The following is a 15677-nucleotide window of genomic DNA, read 5'->3' on the forward strand; positions in this document are numbered from 1 at the left end:
GCCCCCGCCCCCGACTCCGAGGCGCCGACCGGCCCCGAGGGCGGCGACCCGCGGGGAGACCGGCCGTGATCCCGCTCGGCCGGGTCCCCGACGCGCACGCCTGCTCCCGAGCGGGCTGCCCGCGGACGGCGACGTTCGCGATCGAGTGGCGGAACCCGAGGATCCACGCGGAGGACCGTCGGAAGACCTGGCTGGCCTGCGGCGAGCACCTGGAGTTCCTGCGCGAGTTCCTCCTCGCCCGCGACTTCCCGCTCGAGGTGAAGCCGCTCTACACGGTCGATCGCGGAGCGGAACGATGAGCGGCGACGCGCCCCGTCCCTCCTGGCGCTTCGTCTTCTCGCGACGCTGGTTCGGCTACCTCGCTCTCGCGATCGTCTTCGCCGTCGCCTGCGTGCTGCTCTCGCGCTGGCAGGTCGCGCGGCTCGACCAGGCCGCCTCGACCAACCGGCTGGTCACGGCGAACTGGACCGCCGACCCGGTGGCGCTCGACGGGCTGCTCCCCGCCGACTCCACGTGGGACGACGCCCTCGAGTACCGCCCGGTCGAGATCACCGGCGTCTACGAGACGCAGGGGCAGATCCTCGTCCGCAACCGGCCCTACAACGGCAACCCCGGCTTCGAGATCCTGACGCCGCTGCGGCTCGACGACGGCAGCGTGTTCGTCGTCGACCGCGGCTGGGTCCCCGTCGGCTCGACCCAGGACTCCCCCGACGCGATCCCCGCGCCGCCCGAGGGGGAGGTGACCGTCGTCGCCCGCCTGAAGCCCGCGGAGGGACGGATCGACGGACGCTCCGCACCGGCCGGCCAGATCGCCACGATCCAGCTCGATGACCTGTCGGCGCAGCTGGACGAGCCCCTGCGGACCTCGGCGTACGGCCTGCTGGTCGCAGAGGCGCCGGCGCCGGTCGACGCTCCCCCGCTGGCCGCGATCAAGCCGGTCGCCGACGAGGGCCTGCACATCAGCTACGCCGTCCAGTGGGTGCTGTTCGCCGTCATGGGCTTCGGCGGGCTCGGCTGGGCGATCCGCCACGAGTACCGCATCCGCAACGCCGACGACCCCGAGGTCGTGGCGGCCGAGGAGCGGCGCGAGGAGCGCCGCCGACGCCGCGGCCGCAGCGACTCCGAGGTCGAGGACGAGCTGCTCGACGCCCGCTAGGCGAGCGTGATCAGGTCGAGGTAGTCGGCCGCCCAGTGGTCCTCGGTGCCCTCCGGCATGATCAGGACGCGCTCGGGGTTCAGCGCCTCGACGGCTCCCTCGTCGTGGCTGACCAGGACGACCGCGCCCTCGTAGTGCGCGAGCGCGTCGAGGATCTCCTCGCGGCTCGCGGGGTCGAGGTTGTTGGTGGGCTCGTCGAGCAGGAGAACGTTCGCGCCCGAGACCACGATCATCGCCAGGGCGAGACGGGTCTTCTCCCCGCCGGAGAGGACCCCCGCCGGCTTGTGCGAGTCGTCCCCGGTGAACAGGAACGAGCCCAGGACCCGGCGCGCCTCGGTCTCGGTGAGGTTCGGGCTGGAGGAGACCATGTTCTCGAGCACCGAGCGCTTGACGTCGATCGTCTCGTGCTCCTGCGCGTAGTAGCCGATCCGGAGGCCGTGCCCGGCCTCGATCACTCCGGTGTCGGGCTGGTCGACGCCGCCCAGGATGCGCAGGAGCGTCGTCTTGCCCGCTCCGTTGAGCCCCAGGATGACGACCTTGGAGCCGCGGTCGATCGCGAGGTCGACGGCGGTGAAGATCTCGAGCGAGCCGTAGCTCTTCGACAGGTTCTGAGCCTGCAGAGGGGTGCGACCGCAGGCGGACGGGGTCGGGAACCGGAGCTTCGCGACGCGGTCGACCGCGCGGACCTCCTCGAGCCCGCTGAGCATGCGCTCGGCACGCGCGACCATCTGGTGCGCCGCTGCGGCCTTCGAGGCCTTCGCGCCGAACTTGGCGGCCTGCAGCTGGAGGGCGCCGGCCTTCTTCTCGACGTTGACCCGCTCCTTCTTGCGGCGCTCCTCGTCGGCGGCGCGCTGGCGCTGGTAGTTCTTCCAGTTCATGTTGTAGACGTCGATGACCTGGCGGTTGGCGTCGAGGTAGAAGACGCGGTTCACGGTCTCGCCGACCAGCTCGATGTCGTGGCTGATCACGATGAAGCCGCCGCGGTAGTTCTTGAGGAACTCGCGGAGCCAGACGACGGAGTCGGCGTCGAGGTGGTTCGTCGGCTCGTCGAGGATCAGCGTGCTCGCGTCGGAGAAGAGGATGCGCGCGAGCTCGATGCGGCGCCGCTGGCCACCGGAGAGCGTCTTGAGCGGCTGGTCGAGGATCCGGTCGGGGAGGTTGAGGTTGCTCGCGATCGACGCGGCCTCCGCCTCAGCCGCGTATCCGCCCAGGGAGAGGAAGCGATCCGTGAGGTTGCCGTACTTCTTCATGCCGGCCTCGCTCACGGAGGTGTCGCTGCTCGACATCGCGACCGTCGCCTCCTGCATGCCGAGCACCAGCTGCCCCAGCCCGCGGGCGTCGAGGATGCGGGTGCGCGCGAGCTCCTCCGGGTCGCCGGAGCGCGGGTCCTGAGGGAGGTAGCCGATCTCGCCGCCGCGGTCGACCGTGCCCTTCGAGGCGATGAGGTCGCCCGCGAGGACCTTGGTCAGCGTCGTCTTCCCCGCCCCGTTGCGGCCGACGAGGCCGACCTTGTCGCCGTCGCCCACCCGGAAGGAGACGTTCTCCATCAGGAGTCGGGCGCCGACTCGGAGTTCGAGGTCGTGCACGCTGAGCACAGTGCTGTCCGTTCCCGCCAAGAAATGGCGTTCGGTTCGGGAGGAGTGGGGCAAGGGGCCGCGATGCGGCAGCCCCCTAGTATATTTCCTGAGCCGCGGGGCGGATCCACGTCCGCTCACCGCGGACGCGCTCGCTCCTCGCTCTCGGGCGACCAGGACTCTCGGAGATCACCCATGTCCCCTTCCTCTTCCGCCCTCCCGCGCCCGGTCCTCGCCGACCGGCTCGTCACCCGCTCCGTCGCGACCGACGCCCTGCTGGTGCTCGCGGGTGCGGGTCTCACCGCGGCGATGGCGCAGCTGTTCATCCCGATGTGGCCGGTCCCCTTCACGGGCCAGACCTTCGCGGTCCTTCTGGTCGGCACGACACTCGGCGCACTCCGCGGCGCGCTGTCCATGCTCGTGTACGCGCTCGTCGGCGCTCTCGGCGCCCCGGTCTTCACCGAGGGCTCGCACGGCTGGGCGGTCCTCGCGGGTCCCACCGGCGGCTACATCGTCGGCTTCGTCCTCGCGTCGATCGTCACCGGGTGGCTCGCCCAGCGGCAGTGGGACCGTCGCGTCCTCGGCACGCTGGTGACCTTCCTCGCCGGCACCGCCACCATCTACCTCGTCGGTCTGCCCTGGCTGGCCGCCGCCCTCGCCTCGCTGGGGCTGCCCGCCGACCTCGACTCCGTCCTCTCCGCGGGACTCGTGCCCTTCCTGGTCGGCGACGCGCTCAAGGCGCTGGTCGCCGCCGCGCTGCTCCCCACCACCTGGGCGATGCTCTCGCGCCGCTCGCGCTGAGCGGTCGCACGGACGCCGAAGGGCCGGGAGGACGATTCCTCCCGGCCCTTCGGCGTCCGGCAGAGGTCGAGCCGCCCGGTCCTCCTACTTGACCTCGGTGGAGACTCCACCGACTCGACCGGCGGGGACGACGACGGCCCTCGACGCCGGAGTCGACCCGTCCGGCCGTTCCGACTCCGCGACGGACTGCGACCGGCTGGAGACGACAGAGACGCCGAAGGGCCGGGAGGACGACTCCTCCCGGCCCTTCGGCGTCGGTGTGCAGCGGCTAGATCGAGAAGCCGAGTGCGCGCATCATGTCGCGCCCGTCCTCGGTGATCCGGTCGGGACCCCACGGCGGCATCCAGACCCAGTTGATCCGGAACGCCTCGACGATGCCGTCGAGCGACTCGGCGGTCTGCTCCTCGAGCACGTCGGTCAGCGGGCAGCCCGCCGAGGTGAGGGTCATATGGATGACGAGGGCGTCGTTCTCGTCGTCCCAGCCCAGGTCGTAGATGAGTCCCAGGTCGACCACGTTGACCCCGAGCTCGGGGTCCATGACGTCCTTGAGGGCTTCCTCGACCTGGTCGAAGAGCTTCGGCTCGAGAGTGGTGACCGCCATGATCAGACCGTCGCCGAGGTCAGGAAGCGGTCGTAGCCCTCGTCCTCGAGCCGGGTGGCGAGCTCCTTGCCGCCCTGCTCGGCGACGCGGCCGGCGACGAAGACGTGGACGAAGTCGGGCTGGATGTAGCGCAGGATCCGCGTGTAGTGCGTGATCAGCAGCACGCCGAGACCGGTGCTCTGGTGGGCGCGGTTGACGCCCTCCGACACGATCTTGAGCGCGTCGACGTCGAGGCCGGAGTCGGTCTCGTCGAGGACGGCGAACTGCGGGGCGAGCAGCTCGAGCTGGAGGATCTCGTTGCGCTTCTTCTCGCCGCCCGAGAAGCCCTCGTTGACGTTGCGCGCCGCGAAGGACGAGTCCATGCGGAGGTTCGCCATCGCCGACTTGACGTCCTTCGTCCACGTGCGGATCGCGGGCGCCTCGCCGGCGATCGCGGTCTTGGCGGTGCGGAGGAAGTTGGTGTTGGTCACACCGGGGATCTCGACCGGGTACTGCATGGCGAGGAAGAGGCCCGCGCGGGCGCGCTCGTCGACGGACATGTCGAGGACCTCGACGCCGTCGAGGGTGATCGAGCCGCCGTCGACGTGGTACTTGGGGTGTCCCGCGATCGTGTACGCGAGGGTGGACTTGCCGGACCCGTTGGGGCCCATGATCGCGTGGATCTCACCCTGGTTGATGGTGAGATCGACACCGCGGAGGATCTGCTTGGTCCCCTGCTCGGTCTCGACACTGACGTGGAGATCGCTGATCTGGAGAACGGACATTCAGACTTCCTTCGTGACGGTCGGGTCGATGTAGACGTCGCCGTCGATGATCTCGACGACGAAGACGGGGACCGGCTCGTAGGCCGGGAGGTTCAGCGGGGTGCCGGTGCGGAGGGAGAACTGGGAGCCGTGCGCCCAGCACTCGAGGCTGTCGCCCTCGACGAAGCCCTCGGAGAGCGAGATCTCGCCGTGGGTGCAGGTGTCGCCGATGGCGTGGATCTCGCCGGCGGAGTCCTGCACGACCGCGATCGCGACTCCGTCGACCTCGACCCGCATGGCCTGGTTGGGGATCAGCTCGGAGACCGAGCAGATCATCGCGGCGTTGCTCATGCGGTGACCGCCGCTCCGCGGGAGGAGCCGGTCTGGCCTGCGCTGCCGGCGAGCTCCGCCTCGATCGCGAGCTGCAGGCGGTCCTCGAGCTCGGTGACCTTGATCTGCTGCACGATCTCGCTGAGGAACCCGCGCACGACCAGGCGTCGTGCCTCGTCCTCGCGGATCCCGCGGGACTGCAGGTAGAAGAGCTGCTCGTCGTCGAAGCGGCCGGTCGCCGAGGCGTGCCCCGCTCCGGCGATGTCACCGGTCTCGATCTCGAGGTTCGGGATGGAGTCGGCGCGCGTGCCGTCCGAGAGGACGAGGTTGCGGTTCTGCTCGTAGCTGTCGGTGCCGGTGGCGCTGTTGCGGATCAGGACGTCGCCGATCCAGACGGTGCGCGCGCCCTCGCCCTGCAGCGCGCCCTTGTAGGTCACGCGGCTGCGGGTGTCGGGGGCGTCGTGGTCGACGTACACCTGCTGCTCGAGGTGCTGGCCGCCGTCGGCGAAGTACAGGCCGAAGAGCTCGCCGTCCGCTCCACGCTCGACGAGGTGCGCCGAGGGGTTCACCCGGACGATGGAGCCGCCGAGGGTGACCACGATGTGCTTCACCTTCGCGTCGCGTCCGACCCGCACGAAGTGGTTGGCCAGGTGCCGGGCGTCGTCCGCCCACTCCTGCACGGTGACGACGGTGAGCTGCGCGCCCTCGCCGACGAGGATCTCCACGTTCTCCGCGAGGGAGGCCTGCCCCTCGTTCTGCAGCACGACGACGGCGCGGGCGTAGGGCGCCGCCTCGATGATCGTGTGCGCGGCGCGGGGTGCGGAGCCGAGGCCCGAGCGGACGAGGGTGGCGACCTTCTCGTCCTCGCCCGTCACGCGGACGGCGAGGGCCTTCTCGAAGCTCGACCAGGCGTTCGCGGCGGCGCGGTCCTCGGGGAGGCCGGCAGTGCCGATCCGCTGGTCGTCGCGGCCGACCCACGAGACGTCGACACCGTCCACCGGCGTGTGCTCGAGGGGGGCGGGCGAGCCGTCGAGCACGCCGTCGATGAGATCGCCCAGGCGGGCGACGGGCGTCAGCTTCCAGGCGATCTCGCGGCCGGTGACGGCCTCGAAGGCCTCGACGTCGACCGACGCGAAGCGCTCGGAGCGCGTCTGCACGGGCGTGAACGCCCCGTCGGAGTGGGCGCTGATGCCCAGGCGCTCAGCGGCGGCCGCGCCGTCGATCTCGGGGGTCGCGGCGCTCGTGGGGACCGTCATCTGGCGGTGGTTCCTTTCGATGGGTGCGGGGCGCCCCGTCCGGGCGCCCCTTCGAGGGGGGAGGCGGGCGTCAACCGACGCTGCCCTCCATCCCCATCTCGATGAGCTTGTTCAGCTCGAGGGCGTACTCCATGGGCAGCTCGCGCGCGATCGGCTCGATGAAGCCGCGGACGATCATGGCCATGGCCTCGTCCTCCGGCAGGCCGCGCGACATCAGGTAGAAGAGCTGCTCCTCGCTGACCTTCGACACCGTCGCCTCGTGGCCGAGCTGCACGTCGTCGACGCGGATGTCGATCGCCGGGTAGGTGTCGGAGCGCGAGATGGTGTCGACCAGGAGGGCGTCGCAGCGCACGGTGTTCGCCGAGTGGTGCGCGTTCGCGTCCACCCGGACCTCGCCGCGGTATCCCGCGCGACCGCCGCCGCGGGCGATCGACTTCGAGACGATCGACGACTGCGTGTACGGCGCCATGTGGACCATCTTCGCGCCGGCGTCCTGGTGCTGGCCGGGGCCCGCGAACGCGACGGAGAGGGTCTCGCCCTTGGCGTGCTCGCCGACCAGGAAGATCGACGGGTACTTCATCGTGACCTTGGAGCCGATGTTGCCGTCGATCCACTCCATCGTCGCGCCCTCGTGCGCGATCGCGCGCTTGGTGACGAGGTTGTAGACGTTGTTCGACCAGTTCTGGATCGTCGTGTAGCGCACGCGGGCGTTCTTCTTCACGATGATCTCGACCACGGCCGAGTGCAGCGAGTCCGACTTGTAGATCGGAGCCGTGCAGCCCTCGATGTAGTGGACGTAGCTGTCCTCGTCCGCGATGATCAGGGTCCGCTCGAACTGGCCCATGTTCTCGGTGTTGATCCGGAAGTAGGCCTGCAGCGGGATGTCGACGTGGACGCCCTTGGGGACGTACACGAAGGAGCCGCCGGACCAGACCGCGGTGTTCAGCGCCGCGAACTTGTTGTCGCCCGCGGGGATGACGGTGCCGAAGTACTCCTCGAAGATCTCGGGGTGCTCGCGCAGCGCCGTGTCGGTGTCCATGAAGATGACGCCCTGCTCCTCCAGGTCCTCGCGGATCTGGTGGTAGACGACCTCGGACTCGTATTGGGCCGCGACGCCGCCGACGAGGCGCTGGCGCTCCGCCTCCGGGATGCCGAGCTTCTCGTACGTGTTCTTGATGTCGTCCGGGAGGTCGTCCCAGGTCTGCGCCTGCTTCTCGGTGGAGCGGACGAAGTACTTGATGTTGTCGAAGTCGATGTCCGACAGGTCGGCGCCCCACGTCGGCATGGGCTTGCGCTCGAAGAGCTTCAGGGCCTTCATGCGGCGGTCGCGCATCCAGGCGGGCTCGTTCTTGAGCGCGGAGATGTCGGAGACGACCTCGGGCGAGATGCCGCGTCGCGCGGAGGCTCCGGCGGAGTCAGAGTCGGACCAGCCGAACTCGTAGACGCCCAGGCTCTCGAGCTCGGGGCGGTCGATCAGGATGTCTGACATGTGTACCTCGTTTCCTACCCACTGCTAACCGGTCGGGTCCCGGAGTCATTCCCCCGGGGGTGGCCCGCGGGTGCTCTCCGGCCGGTCGCGCGATCGATCTGATGCGCGGAGCGGATGATGTGCGTCCCTGGATTCCGGAGGTGTGCGTCGGCGCTCCATCGGGCCGTGTGCGGATCACGTGCGCAGGGTGCGTCGAACCGTGACCAGCTTCTCATTCTACCGGCGTCCGCCGTTCAGCGGAACCTCCGCGCCTGAGTGTCGGCCGGGCACCGGTGACGTGCCTCCAGACGCGCATGGTCATACCGGTGTCGGTGGTCCGTGATTCGGTTCCGCCATGACGAACGACGCATCGACCCCGATCCCCGCACGACTCGTGACCGCACTCGTGGGCGCCGGCCTGCCGACCGGACCCGCGCGGGCGTTCGGCCCTCTCGCCCGCGCGATCGCGGCCGACCTCCCGCTGCGGGCGCTCCCCCGCGTGCTCCTGCGCCTCCGGCGGCACCTGCTCTCCGCCGAGCCGGAGCCCGCGGTCAGGCGGCGGGCTGGAGCTCCTGGGCGGCGTCCCGGCGCTGGGCGCGCACGGTGAACAGCCTCGGGTTCACGTCGAGCAGCACGCGGACCGCGCCGACCCAGATGAGCGCCGAGCCGAGGAGGTGCACCGCGACGAGCGTCTCGGGCAGCGCGGTGAGCGACTGCGCGACCCCGACCAGCGCCTGCAGCACGACGACCACGAGGAAGGCGACCACGCGCCGCCGGGCGAGCTCCGAGCCCGCCCGCGACAGGCGCAGGAGCAGCGCGGCGCCCACGACGAGCACCGCCGTGCCGAGCACGCCGTGGACGACGGTCACGCTCTCCCAGTGGAACTGCATGCGGGGCACCTCCGCGGAGTCGCCGGCGTGCGGGCCGGTTCCCGTCACGAGGGTCCCCACGAGGATCACGAGGAGCGTCAGGCCGACGAGCCCGATGCTGAGCGCCCGCGTCGGGCGGTCGGGCTCGAAGGCCACGGACTGCGAGCGGTGGGCGCGGTGCCACGTCAGTGCGGTGGTGGTGAGGAGGGCGATGGCGAGAACGAAGTGCCCGGCCACGATGTACGGGTTGAGGCCCGAGTGGACGGTCGCGCCGCCCGCGAGGGCGTTCGCGACGACGAGCCAGAACTGCGACCAGGCGAGCCGAGTCATGGTGCGGTCGCGCGGCTTCTGCAGGCGCGCGGCCGTGATCGCCCAGCCCACCGCGACCACGAGGACGCCGGTGAACGCGCGGTTCGTGAACTCGATGAAGCCGTGGATCCCGAGCTCGGGGGTCGAGGTGAGCGAGCCCGGCTCGCACGCCGGCCAGGTGGGGCAGCCGAGGCCAGAGCCGGTCAGCCGGACGACGCCCCCGAAGAAGATGATCAGGATGCTCGCGACGAGCGCCGCGGTGGTCCCCCAGCGCAGTGCGCGCGGACCCAGGGTCACCCGCTCGGCGAGCAAGGAGAACGGCGTCACCATCAGAAGGGGAGCAGCGGGTCGATGCCGACGGCGAGGAAGAGCAGGGTGAGGTATCCGATGGACCCGTGGAACACCCGCATCGGCGAGACGTGCTCGTGACGGATCGCGAGGCTGTAGAGGCGGTGCGTCTCGGCGATGAACCAGACTCCGCTGCCGAGCGCGACCACCGTGTAGAGCACCCCCATTCCGGCGACGGGGATCAGCAGGAGCGAGCAGGCGACGGTGGCCCAGGCGTAGAGGATGACCTGGAGCCCGACGATCGTGCGCCCGCGCACGACGGCCAGCATCGGCACGCCGGCGGCCTGGTAGTCGTCCCGGTACTTCATCGACAACGGCCAGTAGTGCGGCGGCGTCCAGAGGAAGATGACGGAGAAGAGGATGACGGGGGCCCAGTCGAGCGAGCCGGTGACCGCCGCCCAGCCGATCAGCACCGGCATGCAGCCCGCGATGCCGCCCCACACGATGTTCTGCGGCGTCCGGCGCTTGAGGAAGAGCGTGTAGAACACGACGTAGATCAGGATCGCGGCGAGCGAGAGGCCCGCGGAGAGCCAGTTGGCCGTGAGGCCGAGCCAGACGATCGACAGGACGCCGATCGTGGTCGCGAAGACGAGCGCGGACCGGTCCGAGATCTCCCCGGTCACGAGCGGCCGGTTCTTCGTCCGGTTCATGATCCGGTCGATGTCGCGGTCGAAGTAGCAGTTGAACGCGCCCGCGGACCCGGCGCTCAGAGCGCCGCCGATCAGGACGTTGAGGACCAGCAGCAGGTTCGGGATCCCGCCCTGCGCCAGGATCATCGTCGGAGCGGTCACCACGAGGAGCAGCTCGATCACGCGCGGCTTCGTCAGAGCGACGAAGGCCTTCACCTTGCGCGAGAGGGTCGTCGGCGACGCCCCGTCCCGCTCGACGGCGGTGGTCTCCACGACTGCGTCCATTGCTCCTCTAACGATTCGATGATCCCGAACGAGTGTAATGCGCCCGTCCGGGAGCCGGGCCCGGCGTGCACGCTTGTCCAATCGGACGCAGACATATGCGACCACGCAACCCCCGGTCGGCGGCGCACCCCCCTCCGTATACTCGGGACTGCTCGCCAGAGCGCCCGGCACGCACCCGAGCCCGCCCGACGATCGTCGGCACGGGGCCGAGAGGGCCGTCGCCGGAGCATCGTGTCGAAGTCGTCATGCGGCGTGCTCCACCATGCGAGAGGGCGGACGGTCCCCGTCTGCCCCACGTCTCGAGAAGGGTCAGTACCAAGTGTCAGAACTGCAATGGGAATCCATTGACGAGAAGGCAGTCGACACGGCGAGGGTTCTCGCCGCGGATGCGGTCGAGAAGGTCGGCAACGGCCATCCCGGAACCGCCATGAGCCTCGCGCCCGCCGCCTACCTCCTGTTCCAGAAGGTCATGCGCCGCGATCCGTCCGACGCGACCTGGATCGGCCGCGACCGGTTCATCCTGTCGGTCGGCCACTCCTCGCTGACGCAGTACGTCCAGTTCTACCTGGGCGGCTACGGACTCGAGCTCGACGACCTCAAGGCGCTGCGCACCTGGGGCTCGAAGACCCCGGGCCACCCGGAGTACGGCCACACCGACGGCGTCGAGATCACCACCGGGCCGCTCGGCCAGGGCCTCGCCTCCGCCGTGGGCTTCGCGTACGCCTCGCGCTTCGAGCGCGACCTGTTCGACCCGGAGGCCGCCGCGGGCACCTCCCCGTTCGACCACTTCGTCTACGTGATCGCCGGCGACGGCGACCTGCAGGAGGGCGTCACCAGCGAGGCCTCCTCGCTGGCCGGCCACCAGAAGCTCGGCAACCTGGTCGTCATCTACGACTCCAACCAGATCTCGATCGAGGACGACACCAACATCGCCTTCACCGAGGACGTCAAGGCGCGCTACGAGGCCTACGACTGGCAGGTCCAGGTCGTCGACTGGAAGAAGACCGGCGAGTACCACGAGGACGTCGCCGAGCTGCACGCCGCGATCGAGGCCGCGAAGGGCGAGACCGACAAGCCGTCGCTCATCATCCTGCGCACCATCATCGGCTGGCCGTCGCCGAAGAAGCAGAACACCGGCAAGATCCACGGCTCCGCCCTGGGCGCCGACGAGATCCGCGGACTCAAGGAGGTGCTCGGCTTCGACCCCGAGAAGACCTTCGACGTCGCCGACGAGGTCATCGAGCACACCCGCAAGGCCGTCGAGCGCGGCCAGGCCCAGCACGCCGAGTGGGACGAGCAGCTCGCCGCCTGGGCGGCCGCGAACCCCGAGAAGAAGGAGCTGCTCGACCGGGTCCTCTCGGGCGAGCTGCCCGAGGGCGTCCAGGAGGCGCTCCCCGTCTTCGAGCCCGGCAAGGAGGTCTCGACCCGCGCCGCGTCCGGCAAGGTCATCAACGCCCTCGCCGGCGTGATCCCCGAGCTGTGGGGCGGCTCCGCCGACCTCGCCGAGTCGAACAACACGACGATCGAGGGAGCCGGCTCCTTCGTCCCGACGGAGTTCTCGACCCACGAGTGGACCGGGAAGAAGGGCGGCCGCGTGCTGCACTTCGGCATCCGCGAGCACGCCATGGGCGCGATCCTCAACGGGATCGTCCTGCACGGCAACACCCGTCCCTTCGGCGGCACCTTCCTGATCTTCTCCGACTACATGCGCCCGGCGGTCCGTCTCGCCGCGCTCATGAAGGCGCCGGCCATCTACGTCTGGACCCACGACTCCGTGGCGCTCGGCGAGGACGGCCCGACGCACCAGCCGGTCGAGCAGCTGTCGACCCTCCGCGCGATCCCGGGCCTGGACATCGTCCGCCCCGGTGACGCGAACGAGGTCGCCTACGCCTGGAAGACCATCCTCGAGCGCCGCGAGGGCCCCGCCGGCCTCGCGCTCACCCGTCAGAACATCCCGGTGTTCGAGCGCGGCGAGGGCGACGCGGAGGGCGAGACCTTCGCCTCCGCCGCGAACGTCGCCCGCGGTGCCTACATCCTGGCCGAGGCGCCGGGCGGCACCCCGGACGTGATCTTCATCGCGACCGGCTCCGAGGTCCAGATCGCCGTCGAGGCACGCGAGGCCCTGAGGAGCGAGGGCGTCAACGCCCGCGTCGTCTCGGCTCCGTCCCTCGAGTGGTTCGAGGAGCAGGACGCCGAGTACCGCGAGAAGGTCCTGCCCTCCTCGGTGAAGGCGCGCGTCTCGATCGAGGCCGGCCTGAGCCTGGGCTGGCAGAAGTACGTCGGCGACGCCGGCCGCTCCGTCTCGATCGAGCACTTCGGCGCCTCGGCCGACTACAAGACCCTGTTCCGCGAGTTCGGGATCACCACCGAGGCGGCACTGTCCGCCGCCAAGGAGTCGCTCGCAGCCTCCTGACCCGAAGGCCGCGTCCACCACGGACGCGGCCTTCGCCGTCGGAGCAGCGGCTCCCCCTCACACCACGCACCACCTACGCAGAAGAAGAAGAGACATGACCGAGAACACCCCCACCGCAGAGCTCTCCGCCGCCGGCGTCAGCATCTGGCTCGACGACCTCTCCCGCTCGCGCATCTCCACCGGAGGGCTGCAGAAGCTCATCGAGGAGAAGAACGTCGTCGGAGTCACCACGAACCCCACGATCTTCGCCGCGGCCCTGACCAACGGCGAGTCCTACGACGCCCAGGTGCGCGAGCTCGCCTCCGCCGGCACCTCGGTGACCGACGCCGTCTTCGAGATCACCACCGACGACGTCGCCGCGGCGTCCGACATCTTCCGCCCGATCTACGACGCGACCAACGGCTACGACGGCCGCGTGTCGATCGAGGTCGAGCCCGGCCTGGCGCACGACGCCCAGGGCACCATCGAGCAGGCCAAGGCCCTCTGGGCCAAGGTCGACCGCCCCAACGCGATGATCAAGATCCCCGCGACCGTCGAGGGCCTCGAGGCCATCACGGAGGTCATCGGCTCCGGCATCTCGGTGAACGTCACCCTGATCTTCTCGCTCGCCCGCTACCGCGCCGTCATCAACGCGTACCTGGCCGGCCTCGAGAAGGCCAAGGACGCCGGCATCGACCTGTCGACCATCCACTCCGTCGCCTCGTTCTTCGTCTCGCGCGTCGACACCGAGATCGACAAGCGCCTCGAGGCCGTCGGCACCGACGAGGCCCGCGCCCTCAAGAGCAAGTCCGGCGTCGCCAACGCGCAGCTGGCCTACGAGGTCTTCGTCGAGGCGTTCGCCACCGAGCGCGCGCTGCTGCTCCAGGAGTCCGGCGCCAACCGCCAGCGCCCCCTCTGGGCCTCGACCGGCGTCAAGTCGACCGACCTCCCCGACACCCTCTACGTGACCGAGCTCGTCGCGGCCGGCGTGGTCAACACGATGCCCGAGAAGACCCTCGAGGCGACCTTCGACCACGGCGTCATCACCGGTGACACCGTCACCGGCTCGTACGCCGACGCGAACGCAGTCCTCGACGCCGTCGCGGCGCAGGGCGTCTCGTACGCCGACGTCACCGAGCTGCTCGAGAAGGAGGGCGTGGAGAAGTTCATCGTCTCCTGGAACGAGCTGCTCGACACCGTCACCGCGGCGCTCGAGGGCGCGAAGGCGCAGGCCTGATCATGGCCATCCAGATCCACGTCAGCGGAGACGCCGAGAAGGCCGTCGACCGCGTCGTCCCGGAGCTCGTCGCCGACGAGGTCGCGTCCGGCATCACCGCCCAGGTCCCCACCCTGTGGGGCGCCGCGTCGGAGGAGGAGGCGGCCAAGCGCCTCGGGTGGACCGAGTCGACCACCGTCTCCCGCCCCCTGATCCCCCAGATCCTCGCCCTGCGCGAGGAGTTCCAGGCCAAGGGCGTCGACCACATCGTCCTCGGCGGCATGGGCGGCTCCTCCCTCGCGCCCGAGGTCATCACCCGCACCGCCGGCGTCGAGCTCACCGTGCTCGACTCGACGGCGCCCGGCCAGGTGCTCGCCGCCCTGAACGACCGGCTCGCGTCGACCGCGGTCGTCATCTCCTCGAAGTCCGGCTCGACCGTCGAGACCGCGAGCCAGAAGAAGGCCTACGAGAAGGCGTTCACGGAGGCGGGCATCGATCCGCTCGACCGCATCGTCATCGTGACCGACCCGGGCTCGCCCCTGGACACCTCCTCCCGCGAGGCCGGCTACCGCGTGTTCAACGCCGACCCGAACATCGGCGGGCGCTTCTCGGCGCTCTCCGCGTTCGGCCTCGTGCCGTCCGGGCTCGCCGGCGCCGACATCGAGGCCCTCCTCGACGAGGCGGCCGAGGCCTCCCTCGGGCTCGCCGTGGACTCCCCCGAGAACCCGGGCCTGATCCTCGGAGCGGCGATCGCCGCGACCAGCCCGCGCCGCGACAAGCTCGCGATCGTCGCCGACGGGACCGACATCGTCGGCTTCGCCGACTGGGCGGAGCAGCTCATCGCCGAGTCCACCGGCAAGGACGGCACGGGCATCCTCCCCGTCGTCCTCGGCACGCTGGCCCCCGAGCTCTCGGAGGACCTGCCCGACGTGCAGGTCGTCCGCCTGGTCGAGGACGCCACGGCGCTGCACCTGTTCCCGCGCGACCGCCACGAGGGCGAGATCCTCCTCTCCGGCTCGCTCGGCGCTCAGATGCTGACGTGGGAGTACGCCGTCGCCGTCGCGGGTCGCCTCCTGGGCATCAACCCGTTCGACCAGCCCGACGTCGAGTCGGCGAAGGTCGCGACCCGGGCCTTGCTCGAGAAGCGCCCCGAGCCCGAGGCGCCCGCGTTCACCGACGCGGGCATCGAGGTCACCGGCAGCAGCAGCGTCACCGAGGGCGTCTCGACCGTCGCCGCCGCTGTCGACCGCCTCCTCGCGCAGCTGGGCGACGGCGGCTACGTCTCGATCCAGGCGTACGTCGACCGCCTCGCGCTCCCGCAGCTCGAGGGCGTGCGCGACCTCCTCGCCGCGCAGGCCCAGCGCCCCGTCACCTTCGGGTGGGGCCCGCGCTTCCTGCACTCGACCGGGCAGTACCACAAGGGCGGGGCGCCGACCGGCGTGTTCCTCCAGATCACCGAGCGCTCCGACGTGGACCTCGAGATCCCGGACAGCCCGTTCACCTTCGGCCAGCTCATCCTGGCGCAGGCCGCCGGCGACGCGAGCGTGCTCGCCGAGCACGGCCGGCCGGTGCTGACCCTCACGCTGACCGACCCCGAGGCCGACCTCGAGGCGCTCTTCGAGGCCCTCAACACCTGATCCGACGGGCACGCCGCCGCTGCGCTCTCGAGCGCGCGGCGGCGTGCCCGCGGTCGTCCCGCG

Annotated in this window: 14 protein-coding genes; 6 read left to right on the forward strand and 8 right to left on the reverse strand. The window is 70.5% G+C overall.

The window, feature by feature from the left end:
* Positions 1 to 65: 65 nt before the first annotated feature.
* Together C5C39_RS08290 and C5C39_RS08295 are read left to right on the forward strand one after the other, a co-directional pair.
* Positions 66 to 299 carry a hypothetical protein gene (locus C5C39_RS08290; protein ID WP_104225286.1) on the forward strand — a complete coding sequence of 78 codons (234 nt, stop codon included), beginning with the start codon at positions 66 to 68 and terminating at the stop codon, positions 297 to 299.
* Complete coding sequence (locus tag C5C39_RS08295; protein ID WP_104353116.1) at positions 296 to 1156, forward strand: SURF1 family protein; 861 nt, start codon at positions 296 to 298, stop codon at positions 1154 to 1156. The genes C5C39_RS08290 and C5C39_RS08295 overlap by 4 nt, the downstream gene beginning before the upstream one ends.
* Here C5C39_RS08295 and C5C39_RS08300 read toward each other — a convergent pair.
* Positions 1153 to 2751, reverse strand: coding sequence for an ABC-F family ATP-binding cassette domain-containing protein (locus C5C39_RS08300; protein ID WP_104221943.1), 1599 nt, complete (start codon positions 2749 to 2751; stop codon positions 1153 to 1155). The genes C5C39_RS08295 and C5C39_RS08300 overlap by 4 nt on opposite strands.
* Positions 2752 to 2925: 174 nt before the next feature.
* Here C5C39_RS08300 and C5C39_RS08305 point away from each other — a divergent pair, with 174 nt between their 5' ends.
* On the forward strand, positions 2926 to 3531 hold the full coding sequence (locus C5C39_RS08305) for a biotin transporter BioY (protein WP_104353117.1): 606 nt from the start codon (positions 2926 to 2928) through the stop codon (positions 3529 to 3531).
* A gap of 268 nt (positions 3532 to 3799) precedes the next feature.
* On the opposite strand, the gene C5C39_RS08310 is transcribed toward C5C39_RS08305, so the two are convergent.
* The 7 genes from C5C39_RS08310 to C5C39_RS08340 all read right to left on the reverse strand — a co-directional run bounded on the left by C5C39_RS08310 (position 3800) and on the right by C5C39_RS08340 (position 10369).
* Positions 3800 to 4132 carry a metal-sulfur cluster assembly factor gene (locus C5C39_RS08310; RefSeq protein ID WP_104221939.1) on the reverse strand — a complete coding sequence of 111 codons (333 nt, stop codon included), beginning with the start codon at positions 4130 to 4132 and terminating at the stop codon, positions 3800 to 3802.
* Between the two features lie 2 nt (positions 4133 to 4134).
* The gene (gene sufC, locus C5C39_RS08315; protein ID WP_104221937.1) at positions 4135 to 4896 is read right to left on the reverse strand and encodes a Fe-S cluster assembly ATPase SufC; all 762 of its coding nucleotides are present in this window, start codon (positions 4894 to 4896) and stop codon (positions 4135 to 4137) included.
* Positions 4897 to 5226 (reverse strand): non-heme iron oxygenase ferredoxin subunit, encoded by a 330-nt coding sequence (locus C5C39_RS08320; protein ID WP_077222834.1) that lies wholly within the window; start codon positions 5224 to 5226, stop codon positions 4897 to 4899.
* Complete coding sequence (gene sufD / locus C5C39_RS08325) at positions 5223 to 6461, reverse strand: Fe-S cluster assembly protein SufD (protein ID WP_104353118.1); 1239 nt, start codon at positions 6459 to 6461, stop codon at positions 5223 to 5225. The genes C5C39_RS08320 and sufD overlap by 4 nt, the downstream gene beginning before the upstream one ends.
* A 70-nt stretch (positions 6462 to 6531) precedes the next feature.
* The gene (gene sufB, locus C5C39_RS08330; RefSeq protein WP_104221933.1) at positions 6532 to 7950 is read right to left on the reverse strand and encodes a Fe-S cluster assembly protein SufB; all 1419 of its coding nucleotides are present in this window, start codon (positions 7948 to 7950) and stop codon (positions 6532 to 6534) included.
* A 530-nt stretch (positions 7951 to 8480) separates the two neighbouring features.
* A complete protein-coding gene (locus C5C39_RS08335; RefSeq protein WP_104353119.1) occupies positions 8481 to 9437 on the reverse strand; it encodes a heme A synthase in 957 nt (318 codons plus the stop codon).
* Positions 9437 to 10369 carry a heme o synthase gene (locus C5C39_RS08340; protein WP_104232635.1) on the reverse strand — a complete coding sequence of 311 codons (933 nt, stop codon included), beginning with the start codon at positions 10367 to 10369 and terminating at the stop codon, positions 9437 to 9439. Before C5C39_RS08340 ends, C5C39_RS08335 begins: the two co-directional genes overlap by 1 nt.
* 319 nt (positions 10370 to 10688) lie before the next feature.
* On the opposite strand from C5C39_RS08340, the gene tkt reads away from it, so the two are divergent.
* The 3 genes from tkt (at position 10689) to C5C39_RS08355 (ending at position 15614) form a co-directional block, all read left to right on the forward strand.
* The gene (gene tkt / locus C5C39_RS08345) at positions 10689 to 12782 is read left to right on the forward strand and encodes a transketolase (RefSeq protein WP_104353120.1); all 2094 of its coding nucleotides are present in this window, start codon (positions 10689 to 10691) and stop codon (positions 12780 to 12782) included.
* Positions 12783 to 12876: 94 nt separating this feature from the next.
* Positions 12877 to 13998 (forward strand): transaldolase, encoded by a 1122-nt coding sequence (tal, locus tag C5C39_RS08350; RefSeq protein ID WP_104221924.1) that lies wholly within the window; start codon positions 12877 to 12879, stop codon positions 13996 to 13998.
* A 2-nt stretch (positions 13999 to 14000) separates the two neighbouring features.
* Positions 14001 to 15614, forward strand: a complete 1614-nt coding sequence (locus C5C39_RS08355; RefSeq protein WP_104353121.1) for a glucose-6-phosphate isomerase — start codon at positions 14001 to 14003, stop codon at positions 15612 to 15614.
* The last annotated feature ends 63 nt before the right edge of the window (positions 15615 to 15677 follow it).

It is taken from the genome of Rathayibacter sp. AY1F3 (genome assembly GCF_002931975.1).
Taxonomy (GTDB): domain Bacteria; phylum Actinomycetota; class Actinomycetes; order Actinomycetales; family Microbacteriaceae; genus Rathayibacter.

Bases quoted from the DNA above. Each gene is read 5' to 3' on its own strand.
- tal (WP_104221924.1), top strand. From the start codon at position 12,877: ATGACCGAGAACACCCCCACCGCAGAGCTCTCCGCCGCCGGCGTCAGC.
- sufC (WP_104221937.1), bottom strand. From the start codon at position 4,896: ATGTCCGTTCTCCAGATCAGCGATCTCCACGTCAGTGTCGAGACCGAG.
- C5C39_RS08310 (WP_104221939.1), bottom strand. From the start codon at position 4,132: ATGGCGGTCACCACTCTCGAGCCGAAGCTCTTCGACCAGGTCGAGGAA.
- sufB (WP_104221933.1), bottom strand. From the start codon at position 7,950: ATGTCAGACATCCTGATCGACCGCCCCGAGCTCGAGAGCCTGGGCGTC.
- C5C39_RS08340 (WP_104232635.1), bottom strand. From the start codon at position 10,369: ATGGACGCAGTCGTGGAGACCACCGCCGTCGAGCGGGACGGGGCGTCG.
- C5C39_RS08295 (WP_104353116.1), top strand. From the start codon at position 296: ATGAGCGGCGACGCGCCCCGTCCCTCCTGGCGCTTCGTCTTCTCGCGA.
- C5C39_RS08355 (WP_104353121.1), top strand. From the start codon at position 14,001: ATGGCCATCCAGATCCACGTCAGCGGAGACGCCGAGAAGGCCGTCGAC.
- C5C39_RS08305 (WP_104353117.1), top strand. From the start codon at position 2,926: ATGTCCCCTTCCTCTTCCGCCCTCCCGCGCCCGGTCCTCGCCGACCGG.
- C5C39_RS08320 (WP_077222834.1), bottom strand. From the start codon at position 5,226: ATGAGCAACGCCGCGATGATCTGCTCGGTCTCCGAGCTGATCCCCAAC.
- sufD (WP_104353118.1), bottom strand. From the start codon at position 6,461: ATGACGGTCCCCACGAGCGCCGCGACCCCCGAGATCGACGGCGCGGCC.
- C5C39_RS08335 (WP_104353119.1), bottom strand. From the start codon at position 9,437: ATGGTGACGCCGTTCTCCTTGCTCGCCGAGCGGGTGACCCTGGGTCCG.